At 41.0% G+C, this 16882-nt stretch carries 12 protein-coding genes and 1 other annotated feature (1 of these 13 only partly in view); of the genes, 4 read left to right on the top strand and 8 right to left on the bottom strand.

The features are described 5' to 3' along the window. Window position 1 precedes the first annotated feature (1 nt). The 3 genes from AF333_RS12640 to AF333_RS12630 all read left to right on the top strand — a co-directional run bounded on the left by AF333_RS12640 (window position 2) and on the right by AF333_RS12630 (window position 4102). Window positions 2–1714 (top strand): ATP-binding protein, encoded by a 1713-nt coding sequence (locus tag AF333_RS12640; protein WP_043068931.1) that lies wholly within the window; start codon window positions 2–4, stop codon window positions 1712–1714. Next, window positions 1711–3165 carry a sigma-54-dependent transcriptional regulator gene (locus tag AF333_RS12635; protein WP_043068930.1) on the top strand — a complete coding sequence of 485 codons (1455 nt, stop codon included), beginning with the start codon at window positions 1711–1713 and terminating at the stop codon, window positions 3163–3165. The genes AF333_RS12640 and AF333_RS12635 overlap by 4 nt, the downstream gene beginning before the upstream one ends. Before the next feature lie 133 nt (window positions 3166–3298). Then, window positions 3299–4102, top strand: a complete 804-nt coding sequence (locus AF333_RS12630; RefSeq protein ID WP_052812406.1) for a lipid II flippase Amj family protein — start codon at window positions 3299–3301, stop codon at window positions 4100–4102. Window positions 4103–4130: 28 nt separating this feature from the next. Here the strand turns inward: AF333_RS12630 and AF333_RS12625 are convergent, their stop codons facing one another. Then, entirely contained in the window at window positions 4131–4355 is a 225-nt protein-coding gene (locus AF333_RS12625) for a hypothetical protein (protein WP_043068929.1), read from the bottom strand. A gap of 138 nt (window positions 4356–4493) precedes the next feature. Continuing rightward, window positions 4494–5954 carry an aminotransferase-like domain-containing protein gene (locus tag AF333_RS12620; protein WP_043068928.1) on the bottom strand — a complete coding sequence of 487 codons (1461 nt, stop codon included), beginning with the start codon at window positions 5952–5954 and terminating at the stop codon, window positions 4494–4496. 155 nt (window positions 5955–6109) lie between these two features. Between AF333_RS12620 and AF333_RS12615 the strand changes: the two genes are divergently transcribed. Then, window positions 6110–7021, top strand: a complete 912-nt coding sequence (locus AF333_RS12615) for a DMT family transporter (protein ID WP_043069018.1) — start codon at window positions 6110–6112, stop codon at window positions 7019–7021. A 203-nt stretch (window positions 7022–7224) separates the two neighbouring features. On the opposite strand, the gene AF333_RS12610 is transcribed toward AF333_RS12615, so the two are convergent. From AF333_RS12610 to ileS, 6 genes are all read right to left on the bottom strand, one after another. After that, window positions 7225–8523, bottom strand: coding sequence for a hypothetical protein (locus tag AF333_RS12610; RefSeq protein WP_043068927.1), 1299 nt, complete (start codon window positions 8521–8523; stop codon window positions 7225–7227). Between the two features lie 180 nt (window positions 8524–8703). Further along, a complete protein-coding gene (locus AF333_RS12605) occupies window positions 8704–9495 on the bottom strand; it encodes a serine hydrolase (RefSeq protein ID WP_043068926.1) in 792 nt (263 codons plus the stop codon). 28 nt (window positions 9496–9523) lie between these two features. After that, window positions 9524–10840, bottom strand: a complete 1317-nt coding sequence (locus AF333_RS12600) for a hypothetical protein (RefSeq protein WP_043068925.1) — start codon at window positions 10838–10840, stop codon at window positions 9524–9526. 21 nt (window positions 10841–10861) lie between these two features. Further along, window positions 10862–12103 carry a Zn-dependent hydrolase gene (locus AF333_RS12595; RefSeq protein WP_043068924.1) on the bottom strand — a complete coding sequence of 414 codons (1242 nt, stop codon included), beginning with the start codon at window positions 12101–12103 and terminating at the stop codon, window positions 10862–10864. Further along, on the bottom strand, window positions 12103–13224 hold the full coding sequence (locus tag AF333_RS12590; RefSeq protein WP_043068923.1) for a mandelate racemase/muconate lactonizing enzyme family protein: 1122 nt from the start codon (window positions 13222–13224) through the stop codon (window positions 12103–12105). Before AF333_RS12590 ends, AF333_RS12595 begins: the two co-directional genes overlap by 1 nt. A 348-nt stretch (window positions 13225–13572) precedes the next feature. Next, the gene (gene ileS / locus AF333_RS12585; protein ID WP_043068922.1) at window positions 13573–16674 is read right to left on the bottom strand and encodes an isoleucine--tRNA ligase; all 3102 of its coding nucleotides are present in this window, start codon (window positions 16672–16674) and stop codon (window positions 13573–13575) included. 54 nt (window positions 16675–16728) lie between these two features. Continuing rightward, window positions 16729–16882, bottom strand: a binding site (T-box leader); it runs 92 nt beyond the window's last position.

Here is a 16882-nt window from a genome sequence, read left to right as displayed (position 1 = left end):
CATGAGCGAGTCAAAGCAAGATATCATTGCGCTTTTAACCGGATTGGAATCTTCCAAGCGCAATTACTATACGGAATTAAAAAAGCATTTGCGGCAAATTGAAAAGAAAAATATGCAATTAGAAATCATCAATCAGGTGGTCAAAAGCTTCAATGTCGATATGTCACTAGATGATATGCTAGAAAACGTGGCGGATAAACTGAAGGAAATCTTCGCACTTGATTGTCTCTCCTTATCCTTATTCGAAAACGATCAACTTATCGTAAGTAATTTCTTTCCACGCAATCAAGCGGCACTTCTGCCGGGAACTGTGCTTCTGCCTGATCGATCGCTATGCTGGAAAGTAATAAACGATAAACAAGCATGCTATCATACCGCTCCCTCAACTGGCGGAGACATTCGCTATTTGGAAGAAACAATTTTCATCAGCTCACAAATCGCTGAAACAGTGTTCATCCCGCTGTTCAGTAAAAATCGGCCAATCGGCGTGCTAAGTGTAGGAAGCGCTTCATCCGGCGCGTACAATGATTCAGATCTTCTTTTTCTTCAGCAAGTAGCCGATCAACTCGCCGTCTGTATCGAGAATGCCCGGCTATATAACGAGGTATTACAAAGCAAACGGGAGTGGGAAAGGACATTTAGTGCTGTAACAGATATGCTTCTATATGTAGATTTGGATTTTCGTGTCGTCCGTTTCAACCAAGCCGTGCTCGAATTTCTTGGACTTGCCGAGGAATTCGTATATGGCCGGAAGTGCCATGAATTACTTCGGCCTCCTTCTCATGACTGGTCGTCTTGTCCACTAACTGAATGTTATCGAACAAAGCAGACTGCGTACCAGCAGCTTCCTCTTATTGGAAACCGAATTTGCGATGTATTCGCTTATCCTGTTCTTGCTGAGGATTCTGTCATGTATGGAGTGATTCTCTACATAAAGGATGTTACGAAAAAACTGCACATTGAGGCGCAGCTCATTCAATCAGGAAAATTGGCCGCCATCGGTGAGATGGCGGCCGGCGTTGCCCACGAGCTGAATAATCCGCTTACAGCCATTCTAGGAAATACGCAGCTTTTGCTGCGGGAGTCTCAGAAGGAAAGCCTGGATGCTCGTCTGCTGGATGATATTTTCACCTCCGGGAAACGATGCAAACTTATCATTCAAAATCTTCTCACGTTCTCCCGACAGGAAGAATATATGTTTGAGCCATGTTCATTGAATCAGGCCGTACAGCAAGTCTTAAGCCTTGTACGCTATCAGATTGAACGAAACCATATCTCTTTTACGATAGAACTAGAGTCCAATTTACCTCCTATAGAGGGAAATATTCAGCAAATCGAACAAATTATCATCAATCTGCTGCTGAACGCAAAAGATGCTATTCTGACGCGGAACGTCAAGGCCGGACATATCCATATTCGTACGGAAACAAAAGAGAAAAAAGGCCATCCACATATCTTCATGCATATTACCGATAATGGCTGCGGAATTGAAGATAAAAACAAAAGTGAGATTTTCAACCCTTTTTTCACCACGAAGGCAGTAGCGCAAGGTACAGGTCTTGGGCTTTCGGTAAGTCTTGGAATCGCACGGGCTCATGGGGGCACAATCGAGGCGGAGAGCGAAAAAAACCAGGGGAGCCGTTTTACTCTTATCTTACCGGCATGCTCTAGTAATCATCCTGATAGTATAGAAAACAGGGAGGAGTCACAATGAATGGATTGCTCATCGTAGACGATGAAATACAAGTCCAAACCTTTTTTTCCTACTTGCTCCGTAAAAAAGATATTGCCCTTTCCTTTGCTGGAAATGCTGCTGAGGTAAGTACCGCACTTGAAAAAAACATCTATCAAGCAGCTCTTGTCGATTTGAAATTGCCGGATAGTAACGGCCTTGATATTCTCAAGACAATCAAAAAACGTATGCCTGCCTGCCGTGTAATCATTATGACCGGATACAGCACGGTCAAATCGGCTTTGGAAGCCATTCGCTTGGGTGCAGAAGATTATATTGAAAAACCGTTTGACGATATTAATGAACTGGAGACGCTTATCGACAGCCTGTTTACTACTCCGGCTACCCAGCGTCAGACGGACTTAATGCAACTGGCAGAGCAGACAGGATTCATCGTCGGCACCAATCCAGACATGTATAATTTGCTTTCCCTGGCCTATAAAATCGCCCGTAAAAATATTACGGTGCTCATTGAAGGCGAGACAGGATGCGGTAAAGAAGTGCTCGCCCGCTTCCTTCATGAAGCAGGCATGAGAAATTCTCAGCCGTTTGTAGGTGTGAACTGTGGTGCTTTTACAGAAACGCTTCTCGAAAGCGAGCTATTCGGCCACGAGAAAGGCGCTTTTACCGGGGCGCTTCACTCGCGTAAAGGTTTATTTGAAGCTGCCAGTAAAGGCACTTTGTTCTTTGATGAAATCGCCGACGCTTCTCCCGCCATCCAGGTAAAACTACTGCGTGTACTTGAAACAAGGGAATTCATGCGTATCGGTAGCGAACAAATCCGGCATACGGATGCACGTATTATTGCTGCCTCCCACGCCAATCTTGAGCAAGAAGTAGAGTATGGACGATTCCGCGAAGATTTGCTATACCGGCTCAATGTTGTAAAACTGGTCGTTCCGCCTCTTCGAAATCGAAAAGAAGACATTCCTTATCTTGTAAGGCACCTTATTCGCCGTCATCATATGGATGAGAATGCTTTTGCCCCTGAAACACTTTCTGTTATGCAGGAATACGACTGGCCCGGCAACATCCGGGAATTGGCAAACGTAGTAACGCGGGCTCTTGCATTATCGGAAGGTGAACCAGGGCCGATTACACCCGACTACTTACCTGCTGCCATCGTAAAGCAGCAGATGATTTCATTTTCTCCATCTATAGAGAAACCTGAGCAAAAAAGTCCCCTCTCCAAGCCTTCGCTTGAGGAATATGTGGAGGAATGGAAACGCGAACTACTAACGCAATGGAAAAATAGCTCAAGCACTGACTTGCCTGCCGTCATGGACCGGATAAAGGAACTTGAAAAAACCATCGGTGCCGCCTTTGTTGGACGGGCATTAAAAGAATCATGGGGGAACCAGCAAAAAGCATCTCGCCTGCTTAATATTAGCGTCCGCAAACTCCGCTACTTGCTACATGAGAAAGGAAAATAGGTAAAAAGCTGAAAAGCCTTTGCCATATATATGCAAAGGCTTTTCAGCTGTACAGAAAGGATTTTCTGAAAAAATACAGAATCAATTCTTTAGTTAGGGCTTGCATTATCAAGAATTATGAAGGAGGATTCATTTGCTTGAAAAACTATTGATAATATGCATATTTACTTTGATTATACATATGATTGATACTTTTGCTTACTCAGTGAGAATCGCCGGTATTCGCACAGGGAAAATTGCGATCGCCCTTTCCGTATTCAGCATAATTGTCATCGTATCTAGAACATCTAATATGGTACAGGCACCTCTTACAGGAAGCCTGGTAGACATGGCCAAACGTACAGGTGATATCGCCGCTTTGGAAAGCCAGTTCCGCGTTATTTTGCTTTCAGCCTCCTTAGGAACCGTGATCGCCGCTCTCTTGCTTCCTACTTTTGTTTCCGTGATGTCCAGGGCGATCGTTCATTTAGAGATGGCTGGCTCCGTACCCCAATTGGTGAGAAACGTATCCACAGTACACCATATGAAAATAGCAAGAAAGCATTTTAAGCTCCCCCGCTGGGAAACGTTGTCCCGTTTACGCATAGGCGGTGTACCAAAACGCATTTTGTTACTGAATATGCTAGCTGCAATGATTTATGCCGATAGCGTCCTTGCCTGCCTGTATGCCTCATTGCTTAAGCCAGAGTATAGCTCTATCGCACTGACATCTACAGGATTAATCAACGGTTTTTCCACCATTATTTTAACTGTGTTCCTTGATCCGCAAATAGCGATTTTGACGGATAAAGTCATGAAAGGAACCGAGAAGAAAGACAGCATCAATAAAATGGTCGGCGTCCTGACCCTTTCAAGATTTGTGGGGACAGTTCTTGCTCAGCTATTCCTTGTTCCGTTTGCTTATTATATCGCCTGGCTAAGCCAGTTTTTCGCATGAATAAAAAACGAATCCGAAAAGTCGGAGCTTACCTTGATTTCACAACTTTACCACTTAAGGCATCTATGTATTCTACATAGTAGTCATCCAGTGGAGCGTATACTAGCATTGGCTGTTTCGCTTTCTGATCAAGCATATGCGGCCAAATATACTGAAGCTGTAACGGATGGCTTTCGAGGTATATAGATGCTACCTTATCCCTGTCAATTTTCTTGCTACTGTCCGGTAGAACGGATTGTAGCGGGATATACAACGAGACCTGCTCTATCTTACCCGTAGCTAAATCAATCCATGCATGGATGGCTCGATTCGTAATGGGTCATTTTTTCTGCCGGGGCACAGGTCGCAACCACCCGACCATTTGTTACTATAGTAAGTGAATTCTATATAGTTACATGGAAAGATAGTCACTTCTAGAATCTTGAATAATGGTAGCCATTTGGCGGATTCCCTCCCTAATTTCTAGCAAGGAAGCATATGCGTAGGATAACCGGACATACAACCCTGATTCTTGGGCATAAATCGTACCTGGATTGAGAAGAATCCTTTTTTGTAACGCTTTATTGAAAAGCTCCTTTGTTGATAGCTTGGCATTTATTTTTAACCAAATAAAAAAACCACCATCCGGTACATCCCATGTAGCTACATCGCTCATATACGTTTCTAACGCTTCGATTGCTACTTTCTTTCGAATGGTAAGCTGTTCCCTGACAGACGTCAAATATTGATCATATAAACCACTTGCCAGCCATTCGGCTGCAACTCTTTGGGATATTGAACCAGAACCGTAATCAGTCTGCATTTTTATATCAGATAATCGTTCGATTACAGGTTCCGGTCCGGCAATCCAGCCGATTCGTAGACCTGGACTTAACGTTTTAGACAAGCTACCAACATACAATACGTGCCCATGTCTATCTCTCGCTTTGAGAGGAGCTGGTGGTGGTTCACTAGTCCATAACTCTCTATAAATATCGTCTTCAATAATCGGAAGTCGTTCTTCTTCACATACCTGTAGAAGTTCCTGACGCCTCTCTTCTGACATAAGAATGCCTGTCGGATTATGAAAACAGGGAATTGAATAAAGGATCGCTTTGTTTTGCTGGGTTCTTTGTGCAGCAATAAACTCTGGCAAAAGGCCTTGTTTATCCATAGGCAAGCCTGTAAGCTTCATTCCTGCTGATTGAAATACATGCAGCGAGTAAAGGTAAGAAGGTTGTTCAAGCAGTACGGTTGATCCTCTATGCAAAAGCCCTACCGAAATTAATTGCAGCGCCTGTAACGCTCCGGAGACAATTAAGATGGAAGACGGTGAAGCTTCAATCCCTATCGTTTTTACATAGTTGCTTAACGCCTGACGCAAAGGCAAAAAACCCTTGGGCTCTTCATAACCCAAAATCCCCATTTTTTCTGTTACTCTTTGCATAACAAGTTTCATCTTATCCAACGGAAAGATATCAGAAGACAGCTCTCCCTTGCTGAGTTGAATAAGACGTTTATTCGATTCATCCTTATTAATTTCTTGAACAATAGCTTGGCTTGGTTGGTATAAACCAGACTTTAGATATGTATTCCAATCCGGTGGAGGATTGGTAGCCAGTAATGTCCACGTATTGTTGACTACGAACGTTCCCATCCCCATTTTTCCTTCGATTAATCCATCAGCCATTAACTCATCCAGGGCAGTGATGATAGTACTTCGATTCACCCCAAATGTTTTGGCTAGCGTACGCTGACTTGGAATTTTACTTCCAACCGGCCATTCACCATTAGCAATTTTTCCTTTGATAACGTCTACAATTTGCTGGTATTTAGGAGGTTGCTTACTCAGCTTCCATTTATCGGTATCCATCCAAACAAGTTCCTTTCTTCTTTTATCTTGCAAAGTGGTTGGGTTCATTATTTTTTAACTGGTTGAAGATATTTTATCAATCCTTGATTAACATATAAAGTATTACACACAAGGATGAATACTGGTTGGGTTATAAGAAGAAAGGTTGGGGAAATATGCACAAACAGTCGGATACAAGCGTTATACTTGCCCATAGTTTAAGTATCTTTCTTTGGGCTTCGGCCTTTGTAGGAATTCGGGTTGGACTTGATGCCTATACGCCTGAACATCTCTCTCTTTTGCGCTTGCTTGTTGGCTCGATACTACTTGCTATTTTAGGGCTCATTTTTCGCATACGGTTGCCGGAAGGAAAGGATATTCCCGTTATCTTATTGTTGGGAGGATTGGGTTTTACAGTGTATCATACCGCTCTTAACTATGGAGAGCAAACAGTTAGTGCAGGAGTAGCAAGTGTATTCGTGTCAACGACTCCCATCTTTGCAGCAATACTTGCCTTGCTATTCTTCGATGAACAGCCAGGAATCCGCCAATGGACAGGCGCCGTGCTTGCCTTCTTGGGAGTCATCATTACTTCTTTAGGAGCAGAGTCTACCCTTCAATTCAACAATGGAGTTCTCTTTATTCTTTTGGCAGCGTTCTCAGAAAGTGTATATTTCACCTTTCAAAAATCCTACTTAGAAAAATACGGTTTTTTTGCCTTTACTTCTTATACCATTTGGGCAGGTACCTTTTGGATGCTTATTTTTCTTCCAGGACTGGGAGAAGCCCTCATACATGCCCCGTGGGATGTGACAGTAAGTATTCTGTATTTAGGCATTTTCCCGACTGTACTTCCATATCTCGCTTTAGCATTCGTAACTTCACGCAAGGGAGCTTCGGAGGCGACTAGTTCTCTTTATTTAGTACCGTCGCTCGCTTTTATGATTGCATGGATATGGATCGGAGAAATTCCAACACTTCTTTCTATAGCAGGTGGAGTTATTACGTTATTTGGGGTTCTACTAGCCAATATCAAAGCCGATAAAAAACAAGACAAACTTAATTACAACTTCACTGGTGTTGATTAACCCGTTTTAGGACTGCGAACAAGAATCCTCTACCTCTTTAGAGGATTCTTGTTCGCCTTCCCCTTATCATCCCCCTTATGGGGATGACAAGGACAACCCTTTCTTTTCACTGGAGAAGAGAGGAGAAAATTTTATATGCTGTAGGTGCGTACAGATGTATGCTTGAACCTTGATGTCACCAACACGAATGGCGAGCTGGGCGACTATAAGTTTATTTTATAAATGGAGCGTGGTCTCCCTTTTTGATAAGGCTGTTCTTCACCAGATATTTCGGCATAATTCTTTTCTACAAGTGTTTTTAGCATTCTCTCCGCACTACGCCTGCTCAACTGCAAATAATCGGCAAGATCACTCGCGGAAAAGCTATGGTTATGTCGCAGATTGGTAAAATTAACTATTTTCGATATACTTGAAACACTGATACCCGTTTTTTTAGCCATTGCAAGAATACGTTCATCCTGACTTTGCAGTTCAAACGTTTTTGTTATCTTTTTATTTAATGGCCCAATTACTTTCTTTTCTTCCGTCACAATAAAAACACTGTGTTCATCTAATTTCTTTGCATGATACAAACCAATTTGCGCATGTTCCTCTGCTTCTGTCACCGTAATACCGAAACCAAAACCAAAATTGATGTTCACATCGTTAATTTCTTTTAAATGATTCAATAAAGGAAACACACGGTACTGATCAGTTAGTTGTTCAACACCACCCCTTGTTCCATAAATCATAAACGTGTATTCATCAACTGTTTTAACGGACGCATTCATCTTTCGAGCAAACTCTGTGAGAAACCCATATATAGTAACTTTTAGCTCCTTTACATCATAATGTTTCTGAGCATGTTGCTCAGCTATTTGAACGATCCCAACCGCAATTTGTGAAGATTTACTTAGTAAAAGCTCCCCTATTGTTACAGCTTGCTCCAGTGTAGCGATCATATTTTTTCGTGGAATCATCATACGAAAGCTTGGAATATTTAATTTCTGCAGTTCATTGTAAACAGACTGTACGCTTGTCAAAACAAATGAAGTTTCACCTTTTTTCCAAAGATCGTGATGAAATTGAACGATCTCGTCCGTATACCTATGCTGATTAATTTCGTCTTCAAATTCTTTAATAAAAATTGACTGAATGTCCAGTCTTAATTCATGCAATATATTATAGACCACTTCTTTTTTTGGAATATCAATAGAAAGCTTTAATGGATTAATATTAAATGCATGTTGTATATGATACAAAGATAAAGAAAAGGCCAGTTCATCAAAAGGAATGTAAACAGCAGGCAAATTATACTCCTGAATTTTCCCTTTTGCCATATAATAAGGAATAGGACCTGTAAAAAAGAGAACAGTGTAGTCCTTTGCTTCCTCGACAAGTTGCAAACCTTCTTCAGGTTTTTCATAAATAAAAGGTTTAATATAGATGCGTTTATTTTGATTCAAACGGATAACTTCGTGAACCATTTTTTCAGAGCCAATCACTGCAATTTGAACAACCATTTTATCCTCCAACGGTAATAAAAATCTTAAGGAATAGTTTAATGCATAAATGCTTTCATACTCATCGATTTTTCGATGTTGTACGAAAACTTAAGGAAAAATACAAGTAAGTTGATTATATCAATATTAACCGTTGAAAAATTAAAAAATCAAATAAAAGTGTTCCTTTGCTCTGGGTTCTTATGCGCTCAAGTAATCAAAAACAAGTTTTCCCACTTGAGCAATAATCCGTTGACCGGACGTATTATCAGACAGTTCTGTTGTTAAAACAGCTACATAAGCATGCTTTCCATTAATATGAAAAACCCCGGCATCATGCTCGGTTCCTGGAAGTTCTCCTGTTTTATGAGCAAGGGTAGCATTAAGGGAAAAGCCTCCTGTAATCAAGGCAGGCAGTTTTGTATTAAACTGTTGGTTTAAAAGGGTATTATAAGCAGCTTTTTTGTTTTCTTCATTCAATATACTTCCTTCTACTATCTCCTTCAAAAAGCGAACAATATCATTGGCTGATGTTATATTATCCTTACCTAGTTTGACCGCCTCATGATCCATCATCATCCGTGCCAAAACGGTTTGTCCACAGTTTAAATCAGTCGCTAACTGATTCACGGTATGTATACCAACATTGCGTATGACCGCGTTGGTTGCCGTATTATCGGAAATGATAATCATAAGCGAAATAAGATCTTTTAATGTTAAACGAAGTTCAGGTGAAAGATGAGAAACAATGCCCATCCCTCCTACCCTATCTTCGGGTAGGAGGGAATATTTACTAGCCAAGTTCAATTTGCCTTCTTGTACTTGGCGATATGCTTCAATCATGATTGGAACTTTAATCAAACTTGCAGACGGAAGAGGATCGTTTGCATTAATCAAAATGTGCCCCTTATCTGTTTCAATGGCAACGCTTACTTTCCCATCGACTTTTGACACCATTCTCTCTACATCTTCTCTAAGTCTCTGCCAGCCCATATCAAGTCACCTCTTCATTCGTTATAGTTTACAAAAATAACACACGTATAACAATAAATAAAACGACGATAATTGTTACAAACACACCGAAGATAATTATATTTTTAAGATCTTTTGAACGGGCCAATCCCATGGCTCCCAGGGCATCTCCGGTTGGATACAAGAAAAACGGCATTTGCGAACCAACAAGTAGTGCCAACACCCAGACAGACATCGGAACATGTAAGTCCGTAACAGTTGAAATGAACATCTTATGCATAAGAATGGAGTGTGCAACGGCTGCACCCGGAATACCCGCAATATTTACAATGGTGCTTAGTATCACCATTGTAGCTTGTCCGCCATTTTCTACATAAGGAAGAAGCAAATTTTTAAGCGCTTCGAACCCCCCCATTTTTTCAGTAAAATAAATAAATGGCGTAAACAAAACAAATTGGATGAAAATCCACAACAATGGCTTCGCACCTTCTACAAATGTATCAGCAATTTGATTCGGTGACATTCTGCCGGCAAGACCGGTTATAATGGTTGTTAATAAAATGATGACAATCGTATATGTTGCTCCGCCTTTAATCATAATACCGTATATAATAGATGCGATGAGTATTACTGAAAAGGCAACCGTTGCCTGAGTCGTAATTTTTTTCTGCTTCGGATCCATCTCAGATTCTTTCTGATTGAAACCGCTTAAATCTTCTTCCGGATAAGAATGCTCGATAAGAGACTTCTTCAGAATCATTTTTGAATAAACAAATGTGCACACCCATAGAATGACGGCAACCGGAAGACCGGCATACAAAAGTACTTGAGGATACGTTAATCCTGTTAATTCCATTAATGTGACTACTGGTGGCGTAAATGGCCCGATTAAAACCCCCGCAGCCGCCGCACCGTGAAAAAGAATTGCCACGACACTCGATGATAACCCGGCTGCTGCCACTACCGGAATAAGTACGGGTGCTACAATAGCATTTGCCCCTGCCAACGTCCCTAGTAATGCAGCTAATAAGGATGATGCTATCATTGTGCTAATCATCGCTTTATTTGGCGTATTAATGCCGACTTTATTCATAATAAAATATACAATATTACGGGCGACTCCTGTTTTTTCTGCAATTTTTCCAAGGCCGCCGCCCGCCAAAATAACCAGACCAATATAAGCGATAAAATCTGTCAGCCCATTTTTTCCAATGACCTCTGCAACCTCCATTAAGCCAGAACCACTCATAACAGCTCCAACAATAATAGCAACAGAAATAGCAGCAATAGGATTGAATTTTCTTAATATTAGTATAATAAAAACGATAAGGGGGACAAGCCCCCAAAGCGAAGGTGAATGAATCATAAAAAAACCTCCTTTTTTGCTTTAATCAAGTTGCTCATCTACGTTCAAAATAGCTTGAAGCATAACGTTACCGGCAATTTCAATATCGTCCGGTGTACTATATTCTTCTGGGCAATGGCTTTTTCCATTGATACTCTTTACAAAGATCATCGCTGTTTTTGAAATATCAGCCATATGGCTTGCATCATGTCCGGCCATACTTGCCAACCTTACAATTGGTACATCATGTTCCTGTGCTGCCTTTTCAATACTAGCAACAATATCCATATCTAAATGAACAGGTTTTTGATTAAGAATATTTCGCTCTTTAACGTTCACTTTACGTGCCTTCTTAATCTTTTTCCATTCCTCTTTAATATTGGCTGCAAGCCGTTGAATATCTTCTTCCGTTTCTCCACGTACTTCGAGAATAAACTCTACTCTTCCCGGTATTATATTTGCTGCATTTGGAAAAACGTTAAATTTTCCAATCGTACAAACGGTATCTTTCACGTCCTCTCTTGCAATTTTTTCTGCTACAAGCACCATTTCTGCTGCTGCTGTAAGCGCATCAAACCGATGTTCCATCATCGTTGTCCCGGCATGATTTGCTTCGCCGATAACAGTCACTTGATCACGGTAAATACCGACAATCTTATTCACGGAAGCAACCGAAATATTTTGTTGCTCCAAACGTTTGCCTTGTTCTATATGAAGCTCAATAAAGGCTTTTTTGTCTTTATGGGCCTGGACCATTTCGGGAAAATGATCGAGGCCGCCGCCTGCTTTTTTAAAACAATCGGTCAAACGTGTGCCTTTTGAATCTGTCACATCCATTAGATGCTCAGGAAGTAATTTTCCAGTAAAGCTGCGGCTGCCCATAGTAGACAAATTAAAATCGTTTGGTTCCTCAGCGGTAAACGATACAATTTCAAGCTCATGATTCAAAATAATATTATGATCTTTTAATGTTCGGATAATTTCCTTTGCAACTAAAACACCTAAAGCACCATCATACTTCCCCCCGTTAGGTACGGTGTCAAGATGAGAACCAATGACAATCGTTCCCTTTTTCTGACCATTTCCTTTCATTAATCCCCATATGTTAGAGGCACCGTCAACCTTTACTTCAAGGCCAAGTTGTTTGAGTTCGTCGATAAATAAGTCTCTTACTTCAAAATCCGCTTCCGAAAAACTTGGTCTTGTTATGCCACTGTTTGGCTCTTTTCCATACCGTGCATACTTTTCTATATCGTTTTGCAATCGTTTAATCGAGATGTTCATTATGACTCTCTCCCAAGTAATGAAGTATTGACATCAATGCCTAATCCTGGTTGTTCTGAGACCTTCATCGCTCCATCCTTCACCAAATCCATCATCGGCGTTTCAGTCATATCATATTCATGCAAATAAGCTCCACATATAAAATCGCTCGGATTTTTGACAACCGATGTACTTGTAACAAATTGGGCACTTGCAGCAATGCCGATACCGAGCTCCAGGTTGCTCCCAACCGTACAAGACATTCCTGCTGCTTCCGCCAATGCAGCAATCTTTTTAGATTGATAAATTCCACCTACTTTGCAAATTTTCAAATTGATAATATCAGCGATGCCAAGTTTAATGGCATTCATCGCATCTTCAAGGCTAAAAACAGTTTCATCAATCATGATTGGTGTTTTCACTTTTTCACGTATTTCTTTTATACCGAAAATGTTCCATTTTCGAACCGGCTGTTCAACCGACTCAATTTCGCCTGTCTCTTCTAACTCCTTAATCACTTTAATTGCAGTCGGCACATCATAACCTTGATTCGCATCAAGACGAATCTTTGCCTCTTTTCCTGAATCGTTTATCGCTTTACGAATTAGATTAACTAAAGCGATATCCCTTTTTGGCTCGTTTCCAACTTTAATTTTGATTACATTAAATCCTTCATTAGCTCGTCGTATGGCTTCTTCGTAAGCATCTTCATTATTCTTAATGCCTACCACGTATGTGAGTGGGACCGTTTCTCTGACTTCTCCGCCAATCAATTTATAGAGCGGTTGATTCAATGTTTTTCCCCATGCATCATGAAGTGCGATGTCAATCGCTGATTTTGCTGCTGTTTGTGCGTAAATTGCTTGATTCATTTTCGTATGTGCAAGCGCTATTTCATCAACAGGCAAGCCAATCAACAGTGGCGCTAAATAAAGATCGTTTACTAGCTTAATTGTTTCTGCCGTCTCTCCCATAAAAGCCGGGGATGGAGATGCTTCACCGAAGCCATGAATACCATTTTCCAAAATTACTTCTACAACGGCATGTTGTCTTGTGTTTGCAGAATACAAGGAAATTTGCCATCTGTTTTTAAGCGGTACTTCTACAATGTGAGTGATTATTTTTTTTATTTTATTTGTCATTTTCAGTTACCTCCTATTTTGTCGCTATATAGTCGTTATTTAAGCAAAAAAATATTTTTTCGTTTTTTTGTCGCTATAACTTCGTTAATTAAAATATACGAGTTTCTTTATTTTTTGTCAATTAGAAGTTTTTCCTCAATAGTTAAAAATTTTAAAAATAGCTTGTTGGTGATTTATGTGTCTTCTATTTGCTTGAGCCCTAATCTTTTTCAAACTACACCAGTAAATTCTTCCCCCTGAGAATTGGCCTTGTGCCCTTCTTCATATCCAGCTTAAGCCATCCTTTCTGTATTCGTTCACAGCAAGGATGGCTTGTTTTTTCATTTTAGAGTATGCACTTATTTCAGGCTATGGATGATTTACGATTCGAACAGTAACCAGCTTGGAACCGACCTTCAATTGCTCCCCTGTCTCTACCTCATCACATAGATGCAAGGAATTCATCAGCAAGTTTTCTTGCAAGAGGCCCTCGTAACGTGTCACCACCTGCTCCATCTCCTTGTCCATGCTCATTTCCATATCAATGCGTAAATTAACAGGTAAGTTTAATTTCTTTCGATATTCCTGAATCGCACGAAGCAATTCACGAGCCAATCCTTCCTGAATTAACTCCTCTGTTAACGTCGTATCTAAGACGACAGTGTAAGAGCCATTGGTTGCGACTGCAAATCCATCTTTCGGTACTTTTTCAATCAGCACTTCTTCTTTTGTGATGGTTAGTGTATCACCGATAGGCGTTTGAAAACGTTCTTCTCCTTTTTCCACAAACTCTTTCGCTTTTGTGTTCGTTAGACTCTGCAACCACTGATTCACACTGTTTGTGTGCTTGCCGAATTTCGGACCTGCTTTTTGGAAATCCAGCTTCACTTTATAAGACACGAAGCTCTCATCATTTTGTTTAACCTGGAACACCTTTACATTTAATTCATCTTTTACAATATCGCTATACGATTCCCACTCCATCTTTTCATCTTTATTTACGATGAGTGATAAGCTTGCCAATGGCTGCTTCACTTTTAAAGACGTCGTATTCCGAATACTACGTCCCAGCTCTACAACCTGCAATACCGCATCCATTTCTTTTTCTAGCTTTTCATTAATTTTCGACTCATCATATTCCGGATAGTCAGTTAGATGCACACTCCCACCTTCGAGAGTAGAATAAATATCCTCTGCCACAAAAGGAGTGAATGGTGCCAACAATTGACTTGTTTTTACGATTACTTCATGTAACGTTGTATACGCAGAAGCTTTTTCCTCGCTCATTCCTTGAGACCAGAAGCGGTCCCTTGAGCGACGAACATACCAGTTGCTTAGCTCCTCCACGAATGCTGCTATTTCACGTACGGCATTCGTGAATTGATAATCCTCCATACTTTGTTTTACTTGCTTTACTGTGCTGTGTAAACGGGACAAAATCCATTCATCCAATGCTGTCTGTTTTACTTTATATGCTTTATCCGGTCGATAGCTGTCCAGGTTCGCATATAACACATAAAAAGCGTATACGTTTACTACTGTATCGATTACTTTTGATTTTGCTTCCTGCACAACACGCTCTGAAAATCGTTTTGGATTCCATGGTGCACTGTCTGCCAGAAGTGCCCATCGCAATGCGTCCGCGCCGAATTTCTGTATTAAATCAACCGGATCTAACGCGTTTCCTTTGCTCTTCGACATTTTCTGTCCATTCTCATCCAGGATATGACCAAGAGATAGCACCCGTTTATAAGGAGCTTTTCCTGTGAAAAGAGTTGATACAGCCAGCAGACTATAAAACCAGCCACGCGTTTGGTCAATTCCCTCTATAACCACATCGGCGGGAAATTGTTTTTCGAACCGTTCTTTGTTTTCAAACGGATAATGATATTGGGCAAAAGGCATCGATCCGCTATCAAACCAGACGTCAATGACTTCCGGTGTACGTGTCATTGTACCGCCACACTCGGAACAGCATAGCTTTACTTCATCAACATATGGCTTATGCAATTCAATCGTTTCTCCAATATCATGAGAAGCATGGCTTTTTAACTCCTGTATACTTTTAGGAGCATATTTATGGTCACAATTCTCGCATTGCCAAATATTTAGAGGTGTTCCCCAATATCGATTTCGACTGATATTCCAGTCCACCATATTTTCTAAGAAATTCCCGAATCGACCATGCTTAATATGGTAAGGATACCATGTTACTCCCTCATTATTTTGCAGGAATTGCTCTTTTAACGCTGTCGTTTGGATGAACCAGCTTTCATTCGCATAATACAGCAGCGGAGCGTCACAGCGCCAACAATGAGGATAACTATGCTCATGCTTTTCCTTGTGATACAGAAGACCTTTAGCCGCTAAATACCGAACGATATCTATATCACAGTCTTTTACGAATCTACCCTGGAACGGAGGAACATCACTCGTATATTGTCCCTTACCGTCTACTACATTTACGAAAGAAAAGCCGTTTTCTCGAATGACCTTGTAGTCCTCTTCTCCATATGCTGGCGCAATATGAACAATTCCTGTACCGCTTTGCTCTGTTACATACTCTGCTGTTACTACTTGGTGGCCTTTTTCCACCTGTACGAATTCAAACACAGGTACATAGGAAAGCCCAGCTAATTCTCTTCCTTTATGCTGGGACAACACATGATATCCTTGCTGTAGCACCTTTTCCACAAGCGCTTTAGCAACAATATAAACATTGCCCCCTTCTTTGACCCGTACGTATTCCATATCAGGATGAACAGCTAACGCTACGTTTGCAGGAAGTGTCCAAGGGGTTGTAGTCCATCCTAAGAAGTACTCATTCTCACGATCTTTTATTTTAAATTTGACAGTAACAGTGATGTCTTTTACGTTTTTATATCCTTGTGCCACCTCATGAGAACTAAGAGAAGTTTGGCAACTTGGGCAATAGGGAGAGACACGGTGGCCTTTATATAACAAGCCCTTTTCATGCAATGTCCCAAGAATGTTCCATACACTTTCAATATAGGAGTTATCAAGGGTAATATATGGTCTTTCCATATCCACCCAATATCCGATTTTCTCTGTAAAGTCACGCCATTGCTTTTCATACGTAAATACACTCTCTTTGCATTTCGCAATAAAGGCTTCTACTCCATAGTTCTCAATTTCATGCTTTCCCGAGATGCCAAGCTGTTTTTCTACCCCCAGCTCGACAGGTAACCCATGGGTATCCCATCCGGCTTTTCGAAGTACTTGATACCCTGTCATTGTTTTGTATCGTGCTACCACATCTTTAATGGTACGACCAAATACATGCCCAACATGAGGAAGACCGTTTGCAGTCGGTGGCCCTTCATAAAATACGAAGGTCGGTTTTCCTTCACGGTTTTGAATAGATTTTTGAAAAGTGTCCTGTTCCTGCCACCGTTCATGAACTCGTTGTTCGCGCTCAACAGCAGATTCTTTTGCATGAACCTCTTTCATGTGATACCACTCCTTTTATAGATTAAAAAAGCACACAAAAAACCCGCCCCCACAACAAGGGACGGGTTTACCCGCGGTACCACCCTGGCTTCTATTGATTACGACCCGTTCATCAATAGCACTCAGCAACGTACAATCATACGCGTTCTTTTTAACGGTAGACAACCGTTCAAGCTTACTGTAATTCAGCTTGACTTCTCGGAGAGGA

It is taken from the genome of Aneurinibacillus migulanus (genome assembly GCF_001274715.1).
In the GTDB taxonomy this organism is placed as follows: Bacteria; Bacillota; Bacilli; order Aneurinibacillales; family Aneurinibacillaceae; genus Aneurinibacillus; species Aneurinibacillus migulanus.
The sequence above is the reverse complement of the archived record's forward strand: the minus strand, read 5'-3'. Positions and strand labels throughout refer to the sequence as shown.

Bases quoted from the DNA above. Each gene is read 5' to 3' on its own strand.
- AF333_RS12640 (WP_043068931.1), top strand. From the start codon at position 2: ATGAGCGAGTCAAAGCAAGATATCATTGCGCTTTTAACCGGATTGGAA.
- AF333_RS12635 (WP_043068930.1), top strand. From the start codon at position 1,711: ATGAATGGATTGCTCATCGTAGACGATGAAATACAAGTCCAAACCTTT.
- AF333_RS12620 (WP_043068928.1), bottom strand. From the start codon at position 5,954: ATGGATACCGATAAATGGAAGCTGAGTAAGCAACCTCCTAAATACCAG.
- AF333_RS12615 (WP_043069018.1), top strand. From the start codon at position 6,110: ATGCACAAACAGTCGGATACAAGCGTTATACTTGCCCATAGTTTAAGT.
- AF333_RS12610 (WP_043068927.1), bottom strand. From the start codon at position 8,523: ATGGTTGTTCAAATTGCAGTGATTGGCTCTGAAAAAATGGTTCACGAA.
- AF333_RS12605 (WP_043068926.1), bottom strand. From the start codon at position 9,495: ATGGGCTGGCAGAGACTTAGAGAAGATGTAGAGAGAATGGTGTCAAAA.
- AF333_RS12600 (WP_043068925.1), bottom strand. From the start codon at position 10,840: ATGATTCATTCACCTTCGCTTTGGGGGCTTGTCCCCCTTATCGTTTTT.
- AF333_RS12595 (WP_043068924.1), bottom strand. From the start codon at position 12,103: ATGAACATCTCGATTAAACGATTGCAAAACGATATAGAAAAGTATGCA.
- AF333_RS12590 (WP_043068923.1), bottom strand. From the start codon at position 13,224: ATGACAAATAAAATAAAAAAAATAATCACTCACATTGTAGAAGTACCG.
- ileS (WP_043068922.1), bottom strand. From the start codon at position 16,674: ATGAAAGAGGTTCATGCAAAAGAATCTGCTGTTGAGCGCGAACAACGA.